Genomic DNA, 21,625 nt, shown 5'->3' with positions numbered 1-21,625 from the left:
AGACAGGCTTGAAACACGACTATCTGGACCAGACGTTCGGTCTGGCGGGACGCGTCGCACTGGTGACGGGGGCGGCCAGGGGGTTGGGCCATGCGATTGCTCGGGGGCTGGGAAAGGCCGGCGCGCAGGTAGTGATCAATGATCTTTCGCGGGCGGCCTGCGAGGCCGCCCGCGAGCGTCTGGCCGAAGAGGGCATCAAGGCCCATGTCGCGCCATTCAATGTGGCCGACGACGCGGCCGTGGCGGATGCCGTCTCCCAACTGGAGGCCGCGGGCCTGGCCATTGATGTGCTGGTCAGCAATGCCGGCAACCAGAACCGCAAACCCGTGGTGGAAATGACCGCCGCCGAGTGGCAGGCCTTGCAGAGTGTGCATGTCAACGGCGCCTTCCATTGCGCGCGCGCCGTCTTGCCCGGCATGGGCAAGCGCGGTTTTGGCCGCATTATCCTGATGTCTTCCGTGGCCGGGCAGGCGACCATGCCTAACATTGCCGCCTACGCCACCGCCAAGGGCGCCATCGCCGCGTTCACGCGGGCGCTGGCGGTGGAATACGGAGCCAGCGGGGTGACCTGCAATGCGCTCGCGCCTGGCTTCGTGCGCACGGATTTCACGCAAGGGCTGCAGGACAATCCGCAATTCCAGTCGTTCCTGTCGTCCGCCGTGCCGGTGGGGCGCTGGGCCGCGCCGGAGGATATTGCGCCTGCGGTGGTCTTCCTGGCGTCGCCGGGCGCGTCTTTCGTCAACGGGCATGTCCTGGCGATCGACGGCGGCCTGTTGGCCCGCATGTAGGAGCGCCGCCATGAGCACCCAAGCGGTTCTGTCCGCCCAGGGCCTGGTCAAGCGGTTCGGCGGCTTCAATGCCGTCGATGGCGTGACGCTCGCCCTGCAGGAAGGCTCCATCCACGCGCTGATCGGCCCCAACGGCGCCGGCAAGACCACCTGCTTCAACCTGCTGACCAAATTCCTCACGCCCGACGAAGGCGTGATCCACTATCGCGGGCGCGACATCACGGCGCTTGCGCCGGAACAGATCGCGCGCCTGGGCATCGTCCGCTCGTTCCAGATATCCGCCGTGTTTCTGGGGCTAACCGTGCTTCAGAACATGCGCGTGGCGCTGATGCGCCAGCACGGCGACGGCCTGCGCTTCTGGCGCAGCCGGCGCAGCGTAGACCGCCTGAACGGCCGCGCCATGGAACTGCTGGACGCGGTGGGACTGGCGAACCTGGCGGATACGACCGCCGCGCTGCTGCCCTATGGCCGCAAGCGCGCGCTGGAAATCGCGATGACGCTGGCGCTGGAGCCCGAAATCATGCTGCTGGACGAACCCATGGCGGGCCTGGGCCAGGAAGACGTGGCCCGTATCGCCGCGCTGATCCGGCGCGTGTCGGTAAACCGGAGCATCCTCATGGTCGAGCACAACCTCTCCGTGGTTGCCGACCTGTCCGACACCATCACCGTGCTGGCGCGCGGCGCGGTGCTGGCGCAGGGCGACTATGCGGCCGTCTCGCGCGACGAGCGGGTCATCACCGCCTACATGGGGTCGGAAGAGGAGGCGCACTGAGATGCTGTCGATCAAAGACCTCAACGCCTGGTACGGCGAATCACACGTCCTGCATGGAGTGGACATCGAGGTGAGCCGGGGCGAACTCGTCACCATCCTGGGGCGCAACGGCGCGGGCAAGACAACGACGCTGCGCGCCATCATGGGCATTCTGGACAAGCGGCGCGGATCCATCCGCCTGAACGGGCAGGAGACCGTGGGCATGGCGCCGCATCGGATTCCGCGCCTGGGCGTGGTGTATTGCCCGGAGGAACGCGCGGTATTCCGCAGCCTGAGCGTGACCGAAAACCTGATGCTGCCGCCGCGACTTGCGCCAGGCGGCATGTCGCTGGACGAGATCTACACGCTGTTCCCCAATCTGCGCGAACGCAGCGCAAGTTCCGGCGGCAACCTGTCCGGCGGCGAGCAGCAGATGCTGGCCATTGCGCGCATCCTGCGCACGGGCGCCCAGTTGATCCTGTTGGACGAACCCACCGAGGGACTGGCGCCGGTCATCGTGCAACAGATCGGCCAGGCCATCCGAACCCTGAAAGAGCGGGGATTCACCATCGTGCTGGTTGAGCAGAACTTCCGCTTCGCGACCAAAGTGGCCGACCGCCATTACGTCATGGAGCATGGCTGCGTGGTCGACCAGTTGTCGGCGGACGAGGCGCGCCGCGATCCCGCCCGGATTGCGCGCCGCCTGGGTGTCTGAGAGGAGAATGCCCGTGTTCGAAATATTCGGTGTGCCGTCCACGGCACTGTTCGGCCAGCTCCTGCTCGGCCTGATCAACGGTTCGTTCTATGCGCTGCTCTCGATCGGGCTGGCGGTGATCTTCGGCCTGTTGAACATCATCAACTTCGCCCATGGCGCGCAATACACGGCGGGGGCATTCCTGGCGTGGATGCTGCTCAATTACCTGGGCGTGAATTACTGGGCCGCCCTGGTGCTGGTGCCGCTCATCATGGCGGTATTCGCCATCCTGGTGGAGCGACTGCTGATCTCGCGGACCTACCGCATGGATCACCTGTATGGGCTGCTGCTCACCTTCGGCATCGCCTTGCTGATCGAGGGCGGCTTGCGTCAGGCCTATGGCGTGTCAGGCCTGCCCTACATCATCCCCAAGGCGCTGAGCGGCGGGGTCAACCTGGGCTTCATGTTCCTGCCCTGGTACCGCGGCTGGGCCGTGGTGGTGTCGCTGGTGCTGTGCCTGGCGGTCTGGGTGCTGATCGAGAAGACCCGCGTGGGCGCGATGCTGCGCGCGGCCACGGAGAACCCGACGATCGTGCGTTCGTTCGGCATCAACGTGCCGCTGCTGATCACGCTGACGTACGCGCTGGGCGTGGCGCTGGCGTCCGTGGCGGGCGTGATCGCGGCGCCCATCTACCAAGTCAGCCCGATGATGGGCTCCAACCTGGTGGTGGTCGTGTTCGCGGTGGTGGTCATTGGCGGCATGGGGTCCATCATGGGCGCCATCATCAGCGGTTTCGGGCTGGGTATTATCGAAGGCCTGACCAAGGTGTTCTATCCCGAGGCCGCCAATCTGGCGATCTTCATCATCATGGTGCTGGTACTGCTGTGCAAGCCGGCGGGGCTGTTCGGCAAGCCGCTGCAGGTGCAGAACGTGCTGGCCGCGGAGGCCACGCGCCAGCCCGTCCAGTTGAGCCGTCGCGCGATGCGCGTATCCATGGCCGCGCTCGCCGTGGCCGCGCTGGTTGCGCCCTGGTTCGTGTATCCCACGTTCCTGATGAAGGTGTTGTGCTTTGCCCTGTTCGCGGCGGCCTTCAACCTGCTGGTCGGCTATGTGGGCCTGCTGTCGTTCGGCCATGCGGCGTTCTTTGGTGCGGCGGCCTACGCCACCGGCATCGTCATGAAGCTGCTGGGCGCCACGCCTGAACTGGGCCTGCTGGCAGGCGTGCTGACGGGCGGGCTGCTGGGCCTGCTGTTCGGCGCCATTGCGATCCGGCGCCAGGGCATCTACTTCGCGATGATCACGCTGGCGCTGTCGCAGCTTGTGTACTTCATCGCGGTGCAGGCGGGCTTCACGGGTGGGGAGGATGGGCTGCAGAGCGTGCCGCGCGGCAAGCTGTTCGGCATCTTCGACCTGGAAGGAGTGATGCCGATGTATTACTTCACGCTGGCGGTCTTCGCGCTCGGGTACGCCTTTGTGCTGCGCGTGCTGAATTCGCCTTTTGGCGAAGTGATCCGCTCGGTGCGCGACAACGAGCAGCGCGCCCGGTCGCTTGGATACTCCACGTCGCGCTACAAATTGCTGGCATTCACGCTGTCGGCGTCCGTGGCCGGGCTGGCCGGCGGCTTGAAGGTGCTCGTGTTCGGCGTGGCATCGCTGACGGACGTGCATTGGCACGCCAATGGCGAGGTGGTGCTGATGGCGCTCCTGGGCGGCATCGGCACCGTGTTCGGCCCGCTCGCGGGTGCGTTCACCTTCGTGTCCCTGCAGAACTACCTGGCGCCGCTGGGTTCCTGGGTGCTGATCGTCCAGGGTGCGATTTTTGTCTTGTGCGTGCTGCTGTTGCGAGACGGCATCATGGGGTTGGTATCGCGTGCGTGGCTTGCCGCGACGCGCGTGAAAAAGGAGTCCTGATGTTCCTGCATGTCGTGATGCTGCAATTATCGTCCGCCGCCGATGCGCGGTTCCACGCGCGTGTCGAAGACTATTGCGGCCGCGTCCTCGCCGAATGCGACGGCGTGACCGGGTATTCGTTCCGGCCGAACCAGGCCAGCCGCGCGGACGGACTGACCCACGCCGTGGTCGCGGCCTTCGCGGACGCCGCCGCGCATGACCGCTATCAGGTCTGCGCGGCGCACCAGGAGATGAAAGCCTATATGGCTGACTATATCGAGCGCCTGGTGGTGTTTGATGGGGATATCCCTACATTTTCCTGAACGAATCCGAGCCGCGCTTGGGGGGCAGAAAGGGATAAACTCGCGGATGATTTTTAATCGCCGGGGCCGCCCCACGATAAGAACGCCTCTTTCGCGGGGCAGAGGGCATGTGAAGCACGCGCGGCGTCGGGGTAACATATTTCGCCGGTTTCCGGTCACGTATTTGTCATAGGTTGATAGCTCATGGACTACGTTCTACCTCCCCAGCCGCCCGTCGCGGTTCCCGTTGCCGGCAGCGCCGCGCTGTTCCCGGTGCGCCGCGTTTATTGCGTTGGCCGCAACTACGCCGAGCACGCCAAGGAAATGGGTTTCACGGGCCGCGAAGACCCGTTCTTCTTCTGCAAGCCCGCCGACGCCGCGCTGGTCGTGGCTGAGGGTGAAACCGGCAAGATGCCTTACCCGCCCAAGACCTCCAATCTGCATTACGAGATGGAGCTGGTCGTGGTGCTGGGCAAGGGTGGCCGCAATATTCCCGTGGAAGAGGCCAATGAGTGCGTCTGGGGCTATGCGCTGGGGCTCGATATGACCCGCCGCGACCTGCAGGGCGAAATGAAGAAGCAGGGCCGCCCCTGGGAGATCGGCAAGGCGTTCGACCAATCGGCCCCGATCGGCCCGATCCACCCGCGCAGCGTCGTCGGAACGCTGGACAAGGGCGCCATCTGGCTGGACGTGAACGGCGAGCGCAAGCAGTCCAGCGATATTTCGCAGATGCTGTGGAATGTGCCCGAGAGCATTTCGTATCTGTCGGGCCTGTTCGAATTGCAGCCGGGCGATATTATTTTCACCGGCACGCCCGAAGGCGTGGGCGCCGTGCTGCAGGGTGACGTGATCACCGGCGGCGTAGAGGGACTGGGCGAGCTGCGCGTGCAGATCGTCTAAGCTCGCGGCACCTTCATCTCATCAGTTCAGGAGTTCCAGCATGCGCGGCAAGATCGTGCTGACTGCCTTCGTCGTGTTCGGGTTCGTGCTGGCCGGTTGCAACACCGTTGCCGGCATGGGCAAGGACATGTCGCGGGCGGGCAACGCCATTACCAACGCCGCCGATAAATAATCGGCCCGCGTCGGACGTAAAAAAGCCCCTTGAGCGATCAAGGGGCTTTTTCCTTGCCGGAAGAGCGGGGGGCTTACAGCACATCCCCCGCGTAGTCGGCCAGGCGGGAGCGTTCGCCGCGCTGCAGCGTGACGTGGCCGGAATGCGGCCAGCCCTTGAAGCGGTCCACGACGAATGTCAGGCCGGAACTGCCTTCGGTCAGGTAAGGCGTATCGATCTGGGCGACGTTGCCCAGGCAGATCACCTTGGTGCCGGGGCCTGCGCGGGTCACCAGCGTCTTCATCTGCTTGGGCGTCAGGTTTTGCGCCTCGTCGATGATGAGGTACTTGTTCAGGAACGTGCGGCCGCGCATGAAGTTCAGGGACTTCACCTTGATGCGCGAGCGGATCAGGTCCATGGTGGCGGCGCGCCCCCAGTCCCCGTTGCCTTCGCCGTCGCCCATGTTCAGCACGTCGAGGTTGTCCTCCAGGGCACCCATCCAGGGCAGCATCTTTTCTTCTTCCGTGCCGGGCAGGAAGCCGATGTCTTCACCGACAGGCACCGTGACGCGCGTCATGATGATCTCGGTGTAGCGCTTGGTTTCCAGCACCTGCGTGATGCCCGCCGCCAGCGCCAGCAGCGTCTTGCCCGTACCGGCCTGGCCCAGCAGCGACACGAAATCGCATTCCGGGTTCATCAGCAGGTTCAAGGCGAAGTTCTGCTCGCGGTTGCGCGCCGTGATGCCCCAGACGTTGTTCTTGCCGTGGGTGTAGTCGCGCAGGGTCGCCAGCACCGCCATCTTGCCGCTGACCTCGCGCACCTGCGCGTACAGCGGCATCTGGCCTTCGAAGTAGACGAACTGGTTGACGACGAACTGCGAGCACAGCGGACCGTGGATGCGGTAGAACGTGGTGCCGCCCTGCTGCCAGGATTCGACGTCCTTGCCGTGCTTGTTCCAGAAATCCTCGGGCAGCTGCATCACGCCCGAATACATCAGGTCCGAGTCTTCCAGGACGTGGTCGTTGAAGTAGTCTTCCGCGGCCATGCCCAGCGCGCGCGCCTTCAGGCGCATGTTGATGTCCTTGGACACCAGCACCACTTCGCGTTGGGGGTACTTTTCCTGCAGCGCCCGGACGACGCCCAGGATCTGGTTGTCGGCCTTGCCCATGGGCAGGTCGGACGGCAGGGTGCTGTGGATGGCGGTCGTCTGGAACATCAGGCGCCCGGTGGCGTCCTTGTTGCCCAGCTTCGCCAGTTCCAGGCCTTCGTCCAGGTGGGTGGAGTCCTGCACCAGGGCATCCAGCGAGCGGCTGACCTGGCGCGCGTTGCGCGCCACCTCCGACATGCCCTTCTTTTGATGGTCCAGCTCCTCGAGCGTCATCATCGGCAGGAAGATGTCGTGCTCTTCGAAGCGGAACAGCGAGCTGGGATCGTGCAGGAGCACGTTCGTGTCCAGGACGAACAACTTGCGCGGGGCATTCTGGGCGCGTGCCTTGGCGCGCTTGGTGGGAGCCGGAGCAGGCTTGGCCTGCTGGCGCGTTTCCGCGCGGACCGCTGGCGCGGCCGGGGGCGGCACCTGGCGGGCGGGCGCGGGAATCTGCGCCTTGCGCGCCGGACCCGCCATGCCTTCGAGTTCAGGCTGGACGAGCAGCTCGTCCTCGTCGTCTTCGGCGAGAACGGCCTGGGTGTTGGACCGCGCAGCGGCAGTCTTGGTCGAGCGGGCCTGCGCCCGGGCGGATTCGCCCGAGGGGAAGGTCAGGATGGCTGCGGGGCGGGTAGGCAACTTCGGAAGCGGCATATGCGTCACTCTCCTGTGTGGGCCGGCTATAGCGCCTGACGGGTATTCCTTTACGACTAACCGATGCTCTTGGCGGCTTGCAGGACTTCCTTGGCGTGGCCCGGGACCTTCACCCCGCGCCACTCCTGCACCAGCACGCCATAGGCATCGATCAAGAAGGTGCTGCGTTCGATGCCGCGCACCTGCTTTCCATACATGTTCTTTTGCTTGATGACGCCGAACAGGTTGCAGACGGTTTCGTCGGCGTCGGAGATGAGAGGGAAAGGAAGTTCGTACTTGGCCTTGAAGTTCTCATGCGACTTCAGCGAGTCGCGCGAGATACCGATCACGATCGCGCTGGCCGACAGGAACTCGGCGTGCAGGTCGCGGAAATCCTGGCTTTCGGTGGTGCAGCCAGGCGTGTTGTCTTTGGGATAGAAGTACAGGATCACGGCCCGGCCTTGACACTGTTCCAGGCTGATCGGGCCTATCGTGCTCTCGGCGGTGAACAGCGGGGCGGGCTTGCCTATGCTCGGCGTCATTTATGGGATGCTCCATTGGGAGGGATGAGGGCGACGACCACGCGCCGGCCCTCCGCCATCAGGATGTTGTAGGTGCGCGAGGCGGCATGCGTGTCCATGATCTCCACGCCGATGCCCGCCGCCAAAAGGGGACGCAGCACTTCGGGGCGCAGGAACTGTTGCCGGGCGCCCGTGCCTACCAGCAGCACTTCGGGCGCATTGGCCGGACGGCTGGGGGCGGCTTCTGGTTCGTCCAGGAAAGCCATCGGGTCGCGGACGGGCTCGGACAATCCGGCCGCCTGGAGCAAGAGGGATGAGGTAATGTCGGCCGGCGACTCAACGGGCCAGAGGGTAACTTCGCCTTCGGGGCCAAAAGCGACCGAGGAGGAAAAACGTACCTGGTTGACCTCGATATAGCCATCACCGTAAGCGGTGACAGTGTTCAGAGCGGCCGTCGCAGGATCGGTATGCAGCTTCAATAAAAACTCCGGCTTTACGTGCTTGATAATAGCGCATCGGGATGCCCAGATGTTGCAGTGTATCCACTAGGAAAAAGGGGCTTTTTCCGCCCCATTTGCCGCCTAGGCGTCGTTGCGCTAGATTACAGGGTTTTGCTGCGCTGCAAACGTGTGCTGGCGCGGCTTTGAGCCCCTTTCCCCTTCGCGCGACCGCGCCCTGGTTTTTTTGCCTTTTCGCCCCTAAGGATTCCCATCATGAGGAAGTTCTCTCGCATTGAGCGTTTGCCCCCGTACGTTTTCAACATTACCGGCGAGCTCAAGATGGCGGCGCGTAGGCGTGGCGAAGACATCATCGACATGTCGATGGGCAATCCGGACGGCGCGACTCCCAAGCACATTGTCGACAAGATGGTGGAAGCCACCTCCCGTCCGACGACGCACGGCTATTCGGTGTCCAAGGGCATCCCGCGCTTGCGCAAGGCGATCTGCGACTGGTACCAGCGCCGCTACGCGGTCGAGTTCGATCCGGACTCCGAAGCCATCGTCACCATTGGCTCCAAGGAAGGCCTGGCCCACTTGATGCTGGCCACGCTGGACCGTGGCGACACCGTCCTGGTGCCCAATCCCAGCTACCCGATCCATATCTATGGCGCCGTCATCGCCGGCGCCAATATCCGTTCCGTGCGCATGACGCCGGGCGTGGATTTCTTCGAGGAACTGGAACGCGCCGTGCGCGAATCCATCCCGAAGCCCAAGATGATGGTGCTGGGCTTTCCCAGCAACCCTACCGCCCAGTGCGTGGACCTGTCGTTCTTCGAACGCGTGGTGGCGCTGGCCAAGGAACACGACATCCTCGTCGTGCATGACCTGGCCTACGCCGATATCACCTTCGACGGCTACGTGGCCCCTTCCATCATGCAGGTGCCCGGCGCGCGCGATGTCGCCGTCGAGTTCTTCACGATGAGCAAGAGCTACAACATGGCGGGCTGGCGCATCGGCTACATGGTCGGCAACCGCGAGCTGGTCAACGCGCTCGCGCGCATCAAGAGCTATCACGACTACGGCACGTTCACGCCGATCCAGGTGGCGTCCATCGCCGCCCTGGACGGTCCGCAGGACTGCGTGAACGAAATCGTGGCGCAGTATCAAAGCCGCCGCGACGTGCTCGTGCGCGGTCTGCACGAAGCAGGTTGGAATGTGGAAATTCCCAAGGCGTCCATGTACATCTGGGCGCAGATCCCCGAACCCTACAGGGCGATGGGCTCTTTGGAATTTGCCAAGCGTGTCCTGTCGGATGCGAAAGTGGCCGTGTCCCCCGGGATCGGCTTCGGCGAGTATGGCGACGAATACGTACGCTTCGCTCTTATCGAAAACGAGCAGCGCACCCGCCAGGCGGTGCGCGGCATCAAAGATATGTTCCGCAAGGACGGATTGCTGAAATGAATACCCCTCAACGCTCACCTGTCGCGCAAGGCCCCGAGGGCGGCGCGATGAATCCCATGAAGGTGGGCCTGCTCGGTCTTGGCGTGGTTGGCGGCGGCACTTGGACAGTGCTGTCCCGCAACGCCGAAGAGATCGCGCGCCGCGCCGGCCGCCGCATTGAAGTCACCCGCGCCGCCGTGCGCGACGTGGCCAAGGCGCGCGCCCGCGTGGGCGACTCGATCCTGGTCGATACCGATGTCCACGGACTGGTGCGCGATCCCGAAATCGACATCGTCGTCGAACTGATCGGCGGCGATACGCTGGCGCTTGAACTGGTGCTGGAAGCCATCGCCAACGGCAAGCATGTGGTCACCGCCAACAAGGCGCTGCTGGCCAAGCATGGCAACGAAATCTTCGCCGCGGCGTCCGAACGCGGCGTGATGGTGACGTTCGAAGCCGCCGTCGCCGGCGGCATCCCCATCATCAAGGCGATCCGTGAAGGCCTGACGGCCAACCGCATCCAGTGGGTGGCCGGCATCATCAACGGCACCACCAACTTCATCCTGTCCGAAATGCGGTCGCGCGGCCTGCCGTTCGCCGAGGTGCTGGCCGAAGCCCAGCGCCTGGGCTACGCCGAAGCCGATCCCACGTTCGACGTGGAGGGCGTGGACGCCGCGCACAAGCTGACCTTGCTGGCTTCGCTGGCTTTCGGCGTGCCGGTGCAGTTCGATCGCGCCTACATCGAAGGCATTTCGCAGCTCGCGGCCGAGGACATCGAGCACGCCGAGCGCCTGGGCTATCGCATCAAGCTCCTGGGCATCACCAAGCGCCGTCCCGATGGCATCGAGCTGCGCGTGCATCCGGCGCTGGTTCCATCCGAACGCCTGCTGGCCAACGTCGAAGGCGCGATGAACGCCGTGCTGGTCAAGGGCGACGCCGTCGGTCCGACGCTGTACTACGGCCAGGGCGCGGGCGAAGAACCCACCGCCTCGGCGGTCGTGGCCGACCTGGTCGACGTGACCCGCCTGCATACCGCGGATCCGGGCAACCGCGTGCCGCACCTGGCCTTCCAGCCGGACGCCATGTCGGACACGCCGATCCTGCCGATCGAGCTGGTCAGCACCTCGTACTACCTGCGCCTGCGCGTGGACGATCAACCCGGCGTGCTGGCGGATATCGCCCGCATTCTGGCCGACCGCTCCATCTCCATCGGGTCGATGATCCAGCAGCCCTCGCACATCGGCGGCGCGGACATCATCTTCCTGACGCACGAGGCGGTGGAAGGCAACGTCAACCAAGCCATCGAGCGCATCGAGTCCTTGCCCTTCGTACGGTCCAAGGTAACGCGTCTGCGCGTGGAAAACCTGACATGAGGACCCACCCCCGAAGCGCCTCTGGCGCGTCCCCCTCGAGGGGGCGCCGCGCGCGGACCGGCAAGGCCGGCTCCGCGGCGGCCAGGATCGGGGCAGCGTGGCGCATCGTGGAGCAATCGACATGAAATACATCTCTACCCGCGGCGGCATGGCCGCCCTGACGTTCTCCGACATCCTGCTCGAAGGCCTGGCGCCCGACGGCGGCCTGGCCGTGCCGGAAGCGCTGCCCCAGGTGTCCGAGCAGACGCTCGAGTCCTGGCGCGGCCTGCCGTACGCAGACCTGGCGTTCGAAGTGCTGTCGCTGTTTGCCACTGACATCCCGGCCGACGACCTGCGCCGCCTGACCCGCGCCGCCTACACGCAAGAGACATTCAACAGCGAAGACATCGTCCCGCTGCGTCCTCTGGATGGCGGGCTGTCGCTGCTGGGCCTGTCCGAAGGGCCGACGCTGGCATTCAAGGACATGGCCATGCAGTTCCTGGGCCAGGTGTTTGAATACGTGCTGGCCAAGCGCGGCACCACGCTGAATATCGTGGGCGCCACCTCGGGCGACACGGGCTCGGCCGCGGAATATGCCTTGCGCGGCAAGCAGGGCGTGGCGGTGTTCATGCTGTCGCCTCACGGCCGCATGAGCACCTTCCAGCGCGCGCAGATGTACTCGCTGCAGGACGAGAACATCCACAACATCGCCGTGCGCGGAGTATTCGATGAGGCGCAGGACATCGTCAAGGCACTGGCCGGCGACCTGGCCTTCAAGACCAAGTACCGCCTGGGCGCCGTGAACTCCATCAACTGGGCACGCATCGCCGCCCAGGTGGTGTATTACTTCCACGGCTGGCTGCGCGCCACCAGCAAGCCCGGCCAGCAGGTTTCGTTCGCCGTGCCTTCGGGCAACTTCGGCAACATCCTGTCGGGCCACATCGCGCGCAGCATGGGCCTGCCCATCCGCCGCCTGGTGCTGGCGACCAACGAGAACAACGTGCTGGAAGAGTTCTTCCGCACCGGCATCTACCGCCCGCGTCCCGCCGAGCAGACCTACGCGACGTCCAGCCCGTCGATGGACATCTCGCGCGCCTCCAACTTCGAGCGCTTTGTGTTCGACCTGGTGGGCCGCGACGCAGGACGCGTGAAGGAATTGTGGGCCGCGGTGGCGCGCGACGGATCGTTCGACCTGTCCGACTTGAAGCCGCAGTTCGAATCACGCTATGGATTCGTGTCGGGAGCAAGCTCGCATGAAGACCGCCTCGCGACCATCCGGTCCGTGTATGAGGAAACGGGCGTGCTGGTCGATCCTCACACCGCCGATGGCGTGAAGGTCGCGCGTGAGTTCGTCGAACCGGGCGTGCCCATGCTGGTGCTGGAGACGGCTTTGCCCGCGAAATTCTCCGAGACCATCGAAGAGGCGCTTGGCCGTCCCGCCACGCCGCCGGGCAATCTGGCCGACCTGGAGTCCTTGCCCCAGCGCGTGGAAGTCATGGATTGCGATGCTGCATCCGTACGCCGTTTCATCGAGGCCCACGCCAAGGTGTAAAGGCCGCTTGCCGCTTGTGTAAGGTTGCAACCCCTCGCAGGCGCGTCCCGCGAGGGGTTTTTCGCATATGGGGGGAGTGAAGATTACGTTCTCACGCATTTTTCCCACAACCCGACACGTATTCGGGGTCGGGTTCAGATACAGTGAATTCACCTATTCACAATCGGAGAACACGCCCATGAATCTGAAGACCATGACGTTGGCCCTGGTGGTGACCGGAGTTGGGGTGCTGGCCGGATGCTCGTCGCCCTCGGTCATTCAGCAACGCGACGGAACCTCGACCGTGACGCCCGATACCCCCGAATACGACAAGAAGTCGGGCATGTACGAATACGACAAGGACGGCAAGAAGGTTCAGATCAACAAGGACGATGTGAAGTCCATCGAAGAGGTCAAGTAAGCGCGCAGCTTGTCTGAACCAAAAAAAAAGCCCCGGCACAGGCCGGGGCTTTTTCATGGGCGAGGAGATTACTTGCCCGTGTGATCCGCGTGATAGCGGCCAACGCGCTCGACTTCGTTCTTCGAGCCCAGGATCACGCTGACGCGCTGGTGCAGCTTGTCGGGCTGGATGTCCATGATGCGCTCTACGCCGTTGATGGCCGCGCCGCCGGCCTGCTCGATCAGGAAGCTCATCGGATTGGCTTCATACATCAGGCGCAGCTTGCCCGCTTTACCGGGTTCGCGCGCGTCCCAGGGGTACATGAAGATGCCGCCGCGGGTCAGGATGCGATGCACGTCCGCCACCATCGAGGCGATCCAGCGCATGTTGAAGTCCTTGCCCAGCGGACCGGTCGAACCGGCCAGGCAGTCGTCGACGTAGCGTTTGACCGGGGGAGCCCAGTGGCGCATGTTCGACATGTTGATGGCGAATTCCTTGGTGTCTTCCGGCACGCGGATGTTCTCGTGCGTGAGCACCCACGAGCCCATTTCGCGATCCAGCGTGAATCCCACCACGCCATTGCCGATGGTCAGCACCAGCATGGTCTGCGGGCCGTAGACGGCGTAGCCGGCCACGACCTGCTTGTTGCCCGGCTGCAGGAAGTCGTCTTCGCAGACGGGAGCGCCCGACACGTTGTGCGGTGCTTGCAGCACCGAGAAGATGGTGCCGATGGAGACGTTCACGTCGATGTTCGACGAGCCGTCCAGGGGATCGAACAGCAGCAGGTATTCGCCCTTGGGGTAGCGGTTCGGGATCAGATGGATGGTCTCCATCTCTTCCGAGGCCATGGCCGCCAGGTGGCCGCCCCATTCGTTGGCTTCCAGCAAGATTTCGTTGGACAGCACGTCCAGCTTCTTCTGGACTTCGCCCTGGACGTTTTCGCTTTCCAGGCTGCCCAGGACGCCGCCGAGCGCGCCCTTGCTGACGGCATGGCTGATGGCCTTGCAGGCGCGCGCCACCACTTCGATGAGCAGCCGGACTTCCGGCGCGAGGGCTTGGGCGGAGCGCTGTTGCTCCACCAGGTACTGAGTGAGTGTTTTACGTTTCAAAAGGGTCTCCCTATGCTGCGAATTCTAAAGCCTTGGATACGATTTCCTGCACGTTGCGCGACAGGCCCTCGTGCTGGCGCACCTGCTGCAGGGCGGCCTGCATGGGCGTGCGCAGCCCGGGCACGAAGCGCGACCAGTTGTCCAGCGCGCGGGCCAGGCGGGCGGCGATTTCCGGGTTGAGCGCGTCCAGCGCCAGCACTTGTTCCGCCCAGAAGGCATAGCCCGAGCCATCCGGGTGGTGCATGCCGCGGGCATTGTTCAGGCAGAACTGGAAAATCAGCGCGCGGGCGCGGTTCGGGTTGCGCAAGGTGAAGGCCGGGTGCGTCATCAGTTCGCGCGCGGTCTGCACGGTAGTCGAGCGGGCGGACGCTTGCAGGGCGAACCACTTGTCCACCACCAGCGGATTGTCGCTCCACCGGGCGTAGAACGCCGCCAGCGCTTCCTGCGGGAACTCGCCCTGGCCATAGTTGATCAGGGCGGACAGCGCGGCCATGCTGTCGGTCATGTTGCCCGCCTTGCCGTACTGTTGTTCGGCCAGGCGCTGGGCCTCTTGTTCGCCGGCCGCCATCAGGTGGCTGAGCGCCAGATTCTTGAGCGCGCGCCTGCCCGCCGGAACCGGGGCGGGGCTGTACTCGCCCGGCGTCTGGTTGTTGTCGAAGGCGTGGCGGAACTCGGTTTCGAGCTGACGCCCGAGCTCGGCGCGCAGAAAGTCGCGGGCCACGGCCAGCGCCGGGGGATCGACCTGCTGCATGCGTTCCGCCAAAGTCTTTTCGGAAGGCAGGGCCAGCGCGCGGGCACGGTAGGCGGCGTCCAGTGCCGGGTCGGTGAGCAGCGCGCGCCATGCCTCGATGAAGGCGGCGTCGGCGTGCAGCGTGCGGCCGGCCTGACGGGCGTTTGCCAGCGCCAGGATCTGGCGCGTGGCCAGCTCCTGGCCGGCTTCCCAGCGCGCGAACGGGTTGCTGTCATGCGCGGACAGCAGGGCCAGTTCCTCGTCGGTCCAGTCGTAGCCCACGATGACCGGGGCCGAGAAGTCGCGCAGCAGCGACGGCACGGGGCGGTCGGCGATGTCGTCGAACACCCATTGCTGGCTTTGCGTCGTCAGTTCCAGCAGGGCGGTTTCGGTAACGGCGCCCTCGTGGCGCAAGGGCAGGCTGCGGCCGTCGCGGTCCAGCAGGCCGATGGCGAAGGGGATGTGGTAGGGCGCTTTGACATAGTCGGGGCCGGCCTTTTTTTCCACTCCGACCGGCTGGCATTCCTGGGTCAAGGTCACCGTGCAGCGGCGGGCGGCGGCGTCGTGATCCAGCTTGACCGTGACGCGCGGCGTGCCCGCCTGGCGATACCAGCGGCGGAAAACGGACAGGTCGCGGCCAGGGTGCTGGCGCACGTAGACCGACTCCATGGCGGCGACGAAGTCGTCGCAGGTCACGGCCTGGCCATCGTGGCGGCGGAAGTATTCGTCCATGCCGGCGCGGAAGCCTTCTTCGCCCAGCAACGTGTGCTGCATGCGGATGACTTCGGCGCCTTTCTCGTACACGGTGGCCGTATAGAAGTTGCCGATCTCCTGGTAGCTTTCCGGGCGGATCGGGTGGGCCATGGGGCCGGCGTCTTCCGGGAACTGGGCGGCGCGCAGCGCCACCACGTCGTCGATGCGCTTGACGGCGCGAGCGCTGGCCGCCGCGGCTGCGTCCATGCCGTGCGCCATCATGTCGGCGCTGAACTCCTGGTCGCGGAAGACGGTCAGGCCTTCCTTCAGGCTCAGCTGGAACCAGTCGCGGCAGGTGACGCGGTTGCCGGTCCAGTTGTGGAAGTACTCGTGCCCGATGACGGACTCGATGCCTTCATAGTTGGCGTCCGTCGCGGTGTCCGCGTCGGCCAGCACATAGGCCGCGTTAAAGATATTCAGGCCCTTGTTTTCCATGGCGCCCATGTTGAAGTCATGGACGGCCACGATCATGAAACGATCCAGGTCCAGCTCCAGGCCAAAGCGGCTCTCGTCCCAGCGCAGCGCGCGCACGAGCGAATCCAGGGCCCATTCGGTCTTGGTTTCGGAGCCGGGGTCGCTATAGACCTGCAGCAGCACGTCGCGACCGCTTGCGGTCTTGACGGTGGTTTCGCGGTGCGTCAGGTTGCCCGCCACCAGCGCGAACAGGTAGCAGGGCTTGGGAAACGGGTCTTCCCATTCCACCTCGTTGCGGCCGTCGGGCAACTGGCGCGTGGCCATCAGGTTTCCGTTGGACAGCAGCACGGGGTAGTCCGGCCGCGCGCGCAGGGTGACGCGGTAACGCGACATGACGTCGGGCCGGTCGGCGAACCAGGTAATGCGCCGAAAGCCCTCGGCTTCGCATTGCGTGAAGAAATTGCCGCCCGACACATACAGGCCCATCAGCGTCGAGTTGGCGGAGGGCTTGCAGCGGCTGACGATTTCGACCGTGGCGTCGGCGGGCAGGCCATACAGCGCAAGGCTGTGGTCGGACAGGCGGTAGCGGTCGGCAGGCAGCGCCGCGCCATTCACGCCTACCGAGACGAGTTCCAGTTCTTCTCCATCCAGGACCAGGGCGGCGTCAGCGCTGGCTTCGGGCTTGCGTTGCACGTGCATGGTGCAGCGCACTTCGGTCGCGTCGGGCGCGAGATCGAAGGCGAGAGCGACTTCAGGAATATCGTAGGGGTAGGGCTGGTAATCCTTGCGGTATACGGTAACGGGCGTTTCGGTGCGCATGGGATCGCAGTCCTGTGTGAACGAGGAGTCTATTGTAGTGGGTGGATGCGGGGCACACCCTTGGGCTTACGGGCTAGCCGTAAACTTTTAGCAAGCGGAGATGTCAAAGGTCAGTATGATGTGCGCGGTCGCGCAGAGGAGTCGCAAAATGTCCAGATCGTCTTTGTTCAGCAATGCAGGCCGTTGGGCGGGCATATTGGCCGTGCTCGGAGTGCTGACCTTGACGGGATGCGCCGCGCCTACCGTGTCGGCCAGGGTCACATCCTTTCAGCAATGGCCTGCGGGTGTCGAGGGCCAGACCTATCAGTTCGTTCCCGCGGATTCGTCGCAAATCAATAATCTCGAATACCAGTCCTTCCAGGACATGGTGCGCGCCGGCATCGGCGCGACGGGACTGGTTGAGGCCAAGCCGGGCGTCAGGGGCCGCTTCGATGTGTTGTTCCGCTATGGAACCTCGCAGACCCAGGTGATGGTGCGCCGTGCCTACGACCCATATTTCTACGGCGGCTACGGCGGTTTCTATGGCCCTAGGCCGTGGGGCATGGGCGCCGGCTACTGGGGGCCGGACTGGGTGGACGTGCCCATGGTGGTTCAGCGCAATTCCCTCACCGTGCACATACGTGATACCCAGCAGGGGGGCGCCGAGGTATACCGTTCCACTGCTTTCATATTGAGCGAGCAAGACGATTTCATTCGCACCATGCCCTTTCTCGTCCGTGCAATATTTGACAATTTCCCCGGGAATAATGGCGCCGAGCGCGAGATTCAATTCCCGCTTCGGTAAGCCGGATGGGGGCCTGGAGCCCGCCTTCCTTAAATAAAAACGGCGCACCATGATGGTGCGCCGTTTTATTTCTTACTGAAGAATAGGTTTTATTCTTTGATAAGAAAACTCTCGCGCGTGGCGCCGCCGGCTTCTTCAGCGGCGAGCCAGCGGGGAGCCTTGCCGCGACCGCTCCAGGTTTCCCCGGTTTGGGGATGGCGGTACTTGGGCGCAACGGCGCGTTTGGCGGCGTTCGCGGCGCGGGCGGGGGCTCCAGCCTTGCGGCGGGCGCCAGTGGCGGCGCGGGCGGGCTTGCCGGCGCCATAGGCTGCGACGATCTCTTCGGGCGTGATGTCGTACTCGCGCATCGAGGTGATGATCGACGTTATCACGGGTTTGCGACGCTTCGTTTGTAGGACTTCAGCCTTCTTCTGGAGCTTGTTGATTTCCTTTTCGATCTTTGCTTGCAGAGCTGCGTATGTTTCTCGGGCCATGGTTTATTCCTGATTATGGAACTGCTTTAATCGCCGGCGAAGTTATGTTTATTTTGTTGTGCTTCGCATAATACAGAAGTTACGCCTTGACTTCGCTATTTTCGGACTAATTACTTTGTATCAAAAGAGCGGCAAAGCCTATAGGCTTGCGGGCTGCCGCGACAAACAAGTATTGGGAAGGATAATCTCAAATTTGGGACAACTGGAAACATGCGCTTGCTTGGTTCACAAGGTGGACTAATTGGCCTTCCCGCCGGTTCGGCCGCCCCGCATTGTTACGCACAGCGAGCAGCCAGGCGACTTTGCGGCGCGCTGCGGGGCCATGGCGGGCGCTGCCATCTGATATTGGATACGCGGCCGGGCGGCACTCGTGCCGCGGGTTGTGTGATGATCGGCGCGAGAAGTTTCCCGCGCATCAAAGGCCTTCCATGCATTTTGAGCTTCTCAACCTTCGAGAATGATATGGGGCCCCGGCCACGGCCGGGAGCCGATGATTTCATTTTCATGTCAGGTTGTATGACGAGTCCGGCGCTACCCGTTGGGCGCTTGATCGAAAGCCCGGAATGCTTAACTTGATATCCAATATTCCGTCCCCATCTATTGCCACAGGGATAATGTGGCCATTTTGTCCTCGCCCTTCCTGCCGGCCGGCCGGCCGCATATCTTTTGGCGGCGGCCGGGACGCCGGAGCCATGTCGGCGTTACGATACGGTCTTGAGCGTCATCGCGCGCGAGCGCTGCCGCGCCGCCGCCCCTGAATAGAGCCTATGAAAATCATCGATCCCGCTATTGCATCCCTGGCCACCGCCAAATCCCTTTTGCTCGACCCCTGGGGGCTGACCGAAGCGGACATGGCGAGGGCGCTGGGTGAAATCTTCACCCACAAGGTCGACTACGCCGACCTGTACTTCCAGTACACGCGCAGCGAGGGGTGGAGCCTGGAAGAGGGGATCGTCAAGACGGGCAGTTTCTCCATCAGCCAGGGCGTCGGCGTACGCGCCGTGAGCGGCGAGAAAACCGCGTTCGCCTATTCGGATTCGCTGTCGTCCGAGGCGCTGCTGTCGTCCGCCCATGCGGTGCGCGGCATCGCCCGTCGCGGCGCCGGCAAAGTGAAGGTCGCCGCTCAGGTCGAGGCCGAGATCGGCCGCAGCCTGTATGCCGACATCGATCCCGTGGCCACGCTGAGCGCGCCCGAGAAGGTGGCGCTGCTGGAACGCGTCGAGCGCATGGCGCGGGCGCGCGATCCGCATGTGATTCAGGTCATGGCGGGTTTGGGCGCCGAATATGACGTGGTTTTGGTCGCCGGCAGCGACGGCCGCCTGGCTGCCGATGTGCGCCCGCTGGTTCGCCTGTCGCTCACCGTGATCGCCGAGCGCAATGGCCGCCGCGAAATGGGCCACGCGGGCGGCGGTGGACGCCTGGGGCTGGCGTACTTCACGGACGAAATGCTGCAAGGCTATGTCGAGCGCGCCGTGCATGAAGCCATGGTCAACCTCGAGGCGCGTCCCGCGCCGGCAGGCGAGATGACTGTCGTGCTGGGTTCGGGCTGGCCCGGTATCCTGCTGCACGAAGCGGTGGGCCACGGCCTGGAAGGCGATTTCAATCGCAAGGGCTCCAGCGTGTTTTCGGGGCGGATCGGCGAACGCGTCGCCTCCAAGGGCGTGACGGTGGTGGATGACGGCACCATCCCCGACCGTCGCGGTTCACTGAATATCGACGATGAAGGCAATGCCACGCAGCGCAACGTGCTGATCGAAGACGGCATCCTGCGCGGCTACATGCAGGACACCCTGAACGCCCGCCTGATGAAGACGGCCGCCACGGGCAATGGCCGCCGCGAATCCTTCGCGCACCTGCCCATGCCGCGCATGACCAACACGTACATGCTGGCAGGCGACAAGCCCGCCGAGGAAATCGTGGCATCGGTCAAGCGCGGGCTGTACGCCGTCAACTTTGGCGGCGGCCAGGTCGACATCACCAACGGCAAGTTCGTGTTCTCGGCGTCCGAGGCCTACATGATCGAAGACGGCAAGGTGACCTACCCGGTCAAGGGCGCCACCCTGATCGGCAACGGTCCCGACGCCATGAACCGCGTCACCATGATCGGCAATGACCTGCAGCTGGATTCCGGCGTGGGCACTTGCGGCAAGGATGGCCAGAGCGTGCCGGTTGGCGTGGGCATGCCGACCGTCCGCATGGAAGGCCTGACGGTCGGCGGAACGGCCTGAAGTTTTTTTGGGGCGTGACGGCCCCGGAAAACTGTGCTAGAGTCAATCCCCATGAAATTCGCGTCCCCCGCCTTTTATTTTTATTTTTATGGTTTTCTGAAGCCGCTGGCGGAGGAAGGGACGCGCTCAATCTGAAGTTTGGAAAGAATCCCCCCAAAAAAGCCGCCAGCGAACTGGCGGCTTTTTTTGTGCCGTCGGACCATCCCCGTGGCGGGCAACCCAGGAGCAGTACCGTGTCACACAATACCGATGACCTTCGCATTCGAGAAATCAAGGAACTGAACCCGCCCTCGCATGTGATGCGCGAGTTCGCATGCACCAAGGAGGCGTCCGACACCGTGTTCGCCGCCCGGCAAGGAATGCACCGCATCCTGCACGGCATGGACGACCGCATGATCGTCGTGATCGGTCCCTGCTCCATCCATGACACGCGCGCCGCCATCGAATATGCCAAGCGCCTGAAGCCCGTGCGCGACAGGCTCAGCGCCGATCTGGAAATTGTGATGCGCGTGTATTTCGAGAAGCCGCGCACCACGGTGGGCTGGAAAGGCCTGATCAATGATCCGGACCTGGACGGCAGCTTCGATATCAACAAGGGCGTGCGCGTGGCTCGCGAACTGCTGCTGGACATCAATAGCCTGGGACTGCCGGCGGGCTGCGAATTCCTGGACATGATTACGCCGCAGTACATCGCGGATCTGGTCTCCTGGGGGGCGATCGGGGCACGGACGACGGAAAGCCAGGTGCATCGCGAACTGGCCTCGGGCCTGTCGTGTCCGGTGGGGTTCAAGAACGGGACGGACGGCAATGTGAAGATCGCGGTGGACGCGATCAAGGCGGCGTCGCAGCCGCACCATTTCCTGTCGGTGACCAAGGGCGGGCACTCCGCCATTGTGTCGACGGCCGGCAACGAGGACTGTCACGTGATCCTGCGCGGCGGCAAGACGCCGAACTACGACGCGGCCAGTGTGGATGCGGCATGCCAGGACATTTCCAAGGCCGGCCTGGCGCAACGGATCATGGTCGACGCCAGCCACGCCAACAGCAGCAAGAAGCCCGAGAACCAGTCCCTGGTCGTCGAGGACGTGGCGCGCCAGATGGAAGCGGGCGATACCCGCCTGGTGGGCGTCATGGTGGAAAGCCACTTGCTGGGCGGCCGCCAGGACATGGTGCCGGGACAGCCCCTGGTCTATGGGCAGAGCATCACCGACGGCTGCATCGACTGGGATGCATCGGTGGCCGTGCTTGACCGCCTGGCCCACGCCGTGCGCGAGCGCCGCCGGGTCGCGCTGACCTCGGGCAAGTAAACAGGGCACGCGCCGCGAATCGCCTGCCTGGGGCGGTTTGCGGTGCAGCATGCGCGGCGGCGTAGAATAT

General features: G+C 64.1%; 20 protein-coding genes. 14 read left to right on the top strand and 6 right to left on the bottom strand.

What is annotated here, in order from left to right:
* Positions 1–8 precede the first annotated feature (8 nt).
* The 7 genes from HLG70_RS13655 (at position 9) to HLG70_RS13625 (ending at position 5,498) form a co-directional block, all read left to right on the top strand.
* Entirely contained in the window at positions 9–788 is a 780-nt protein-coding gene (locus HLG70_RS13655) for an SDR family NAD(P)-dependent oxidoreductase (protein ID WP_171663271.1), read from the top strand.
* A 10-nt stretch (positions 789–798) separates the two neighbouring features.
* On the top strand, positions 799–1,560 hold the full coding sequence (locus HLG70_RS13650; RefSeq protein ID WP_171663270.1) for an ABC transporter ATP-binding protein: 762 nt from the start codon (positions 799–801) through the stop codon (positions 1,558–1,560).
* A gap of 1 nt (position 1,561) precedes the next feature.
* Positions 1,562–2,254: an ABC transporter ATP-binding protein gene (locus HLG70_RS13645; protein ID WP_171663269.1), complete on the top strand. Its 693-nt coding sequence runs from the start codon at positions 1,562–1,564 to the stop codon at positions 2,252–2,254.
* A 13-nt stretch (positions 2,255–2,267) separates the two neighbouring features.
* A complete protein-coding gene (locus HLG70_RS13640; protein ID WP_171663268.1) occupies positions 2,268–4,145 on the top strand; it encodes an ABC transporter permease in 1,878 nt (625 codons plus the stop codon).
* Entirely contained in the window at positions 4,145–4,447 is a 303-nt protein-coding gene (locus tag HLG70_RS13635; RefSeq protein ID WP_171663267.1) for a Dabb family protein, read from the top strand. The genes HLG70_RS13640 and HLG70_RS13635 overlap by 1 nt, the downstream gene beginning before the upstream one ends.
* A gap of 183 nt (positions 4,448–4,630) precedes the next feature.
* Positions 4,631–5,326, top strand: a complete 696-nt coding sequence (locus tag HLG70_RS13630; protein ID WP_171663266.1) for a fumarylacetoacetate hydrolase family protein — start codon at positions 4,631–4,633, stop codon at positions 5,324–5,326.
* A gap of 40 nt (positions 5,327–5,366) precedes the next feature.
* Positions 5,367–5,498 carry an entericidin A/B family lipoprotein gene (locus tag HLG70_RS13625; RefSeq protein ID WP_008164311.1) on the top strand — a complete coding sequence of 44 codons (132 nt, stop codon included), beginning with the start codon at positions 5,367–5,369 and terminating at the stop codon, positions 5,496–5,498.
* Between the two features lie 73 nt (positions 5,499–5,571).
* On the opposite strand, the gene HLG70_RS13620 is transcribed toward HLG70_RS13625, so the two are convergent.
* Genes HLG70_RS13620 through HLG70_RS13610 form a run of 3 tightly spaced genes read right to left on the bottom strand, consistent with a single transcriptional unit; the run spans position 5,572 to position 8,254 of the window.
* On the bottom strand, positions 5,572–7,275 hold the full coding sequence (locus HLG70_RS13620) for a PhoH family protein (RefSeq protein ID WP_171663265.1): 1,704 nt from the start codon (positions 7,273–7,275) through the stop codon (positions 5,572–5,574).
* A gap of 56 nt (positions 7,276–7,331) precedes the next feature.
* Positions 7,332–7,796: a peroxiredoxin gene (locus HLG70_RS13615; protein WP_008164315.1), complete on the bottom strand. Its 465-nt coding sequence runs from the start codon at positions 7,794–7,796 to the stop codon at positions 7,332–7,334.
* Positions 7,793–8,254, bottom strand: a complete 462-nt coding sequence (locus HLG70_RS13610) for an Mth938-like domain-containing protein (protein ID WP_171663264.1) — start codon at positions 8,252–8,254, stop codon at positions 7,793–7,795. Before HLG70_RS13610 ends, HLG70_RS13615 begins: the two co-directional genes overlap by 4 nt.
* Before the next feature lie 234 nt (positions 8,255–8,488).
* Here HLG70_RS13610 and alaC point away from each other — a divergent pair, with 234 nt between their 5' ends.
* From alaC to HLG70_RS13590, 4 genes are all read left to right on the top strand, one after another.
* Positions 8,489–9,676, top strand: coding sequence for an alanine transaminase (gene alaC / locus HLG70_RS13605; RefSeq protein WP_056567313.1), 1,188 nt, complete (start codon positions 8,489–8,491; stop codon positions 9,674–9,676).
* A 47-nt stretch (positions 9,677–9,723) separates the two neighbouring features.
* Positions 9,724–11,028, top strand: a complete 1,305-nt coding sequence (locus HLG70_RS13600) for a homoserine dehydrogenase (RefSeq protein WP_171663413.1) — start codon at positions 9,724–9,726, stop codon at positions 11,026–11,028.
* A gap of 121 nt (positions 11,029–11,149) precedes the next feature.
* A complete protein-coding gene (gene thrC, locus HLG70_RS13595) occupies positions 11,150–12,559 on the top strand; it encodes a threonine synthase (RefSeq protein ID WP_171663263.1) in 1,410 nt (469 codons plus the stop codon).
* Between the two features lie 178 nt (positions 12,560–12,737).
* Positions 12,738–12,959 carry a YgdI/YgdR family lipoprotein gene (locus HLG70_RS13590; RefSeq protein ID WP_171663262.1) on the top strand — a complete coding sequence of 74 codons (222 nt, stop codon included), beginning with the start codon at positions 12,738–12,740 and terminating at the stop codon, positions 12,957–12,959.
* Positions 12,960–13,027: 68 nt separating this feature from the next.
* On the opposite strand, the gene HLG70_RS13585 is transcribed toward HLG70_RS13590, so the two are convergent.
* Complete coding sequence (locus HLG70_RS13585) at positions 13,028–14,047, bottom strand: class 1 fructose-bisphosphatase (protein WP_171663261.1); 1,020 nt, start codon at positions 14,045–14,047, stop codon at positions 13,028–13,030.
* Between the two features lie 10 nt (positions 14,048–14,057).
* Positions 14,058–16,763 carry an aminopeptidase N gene (pepN, locus tag HLG70_RS13580; protein ID WP_171663260.1) on the bottom strand — a complete coding sequence of 902 codons (2,706 nt, stop codon included), beginning with the start codon at positions 16,761–16,763 and terminating at the stop codon, positions 14,058–14,060.
* A gap of 148 nt (positions 16,764–16,911) precedes the next feature.
* Between pepN and HLG70_RS13575 the strand changes: the two genes are divergently transcribed.
* Positions 16,912–17,547 carry a DUF4136 domain-containing protein gene (locus HLG70_RS13575; protein WP_171663259.1) on the top strand — a complete coding sequence of 212 codons (636 nt, stop codon included), beginning with the start codon at positions 16,912–16,914 and terminating at the stop codon, positions 17,545–17,547.
* A gap of 89 nt (positions 17,548–17,636) precedes the next feature.
* Here the strand turns inward: HLG70_RS13575 and HLG70_RS13570 are convergent, their stop codons facing one another.
* Positions 17,637–18,020 carry an H-NS family nucleoid-associated regulatory protein gene (locus HLG70_RS13570; RefSeq protein WP_171663258.1) on the bottom strand — a complete coding sequence of 128 codons (384 nt, stop codon included), beginning with the start codon at positions 18,018–18,020 and terminating at the stop codon, positions 17,637–17,639.
* A 767-nt stretch (positions 18,021–18,787) separates the two neighbouring features.
* On the opposite strand from HLG70_RS13570, the gene tldD reads away from it, so the two are divergent.
* Together tldD and aroG are read left to right on the top strand one after the other, a co-directional pair.
* On the top strand, positions 18,788–20,248 hold the full coding sequence (gene tldD / locus HLG70_RS13565) for a metalloprotease TldD (RefSeq protein ID WP_171663257.1): 1,461 nt from the start codon (positions 18,788–18,790) through the stop codon (positions 20,246–20,248).
* 233 nt (positions 20,249–20,481) lie between these two features.
* Positions 20,482–21,555, top strand: a complete 1,074-nt coding sequence (gene aroG, locus HLG70_RS13560) for a 3-deoxy-7-phosphoheptulonate synthase AroG (protein ID WP_171663256.1) — start codon at positions 20,482–20,484, stop codon at positions 21,553–21,555.
* Positions 21,556–21,625: the final 70 nt, after the last annotated feature.

It is taken from the genome of Achromobacter deleyi (assembly GCF_013116765.2).
Classification (GTDB): domain Bacteria; phylum Pseudomonadota; class Gammaproteobacteria; order Burkholderiales; family Burkholderiaceae_B; genus Achromobacter; species Achromobacter deleyi_A.
The sequence above is the reverse complement of the archived record's forward strand: the minus strand, read 5'-3'. Positions and strand labels throughout refer to the sequence as shown.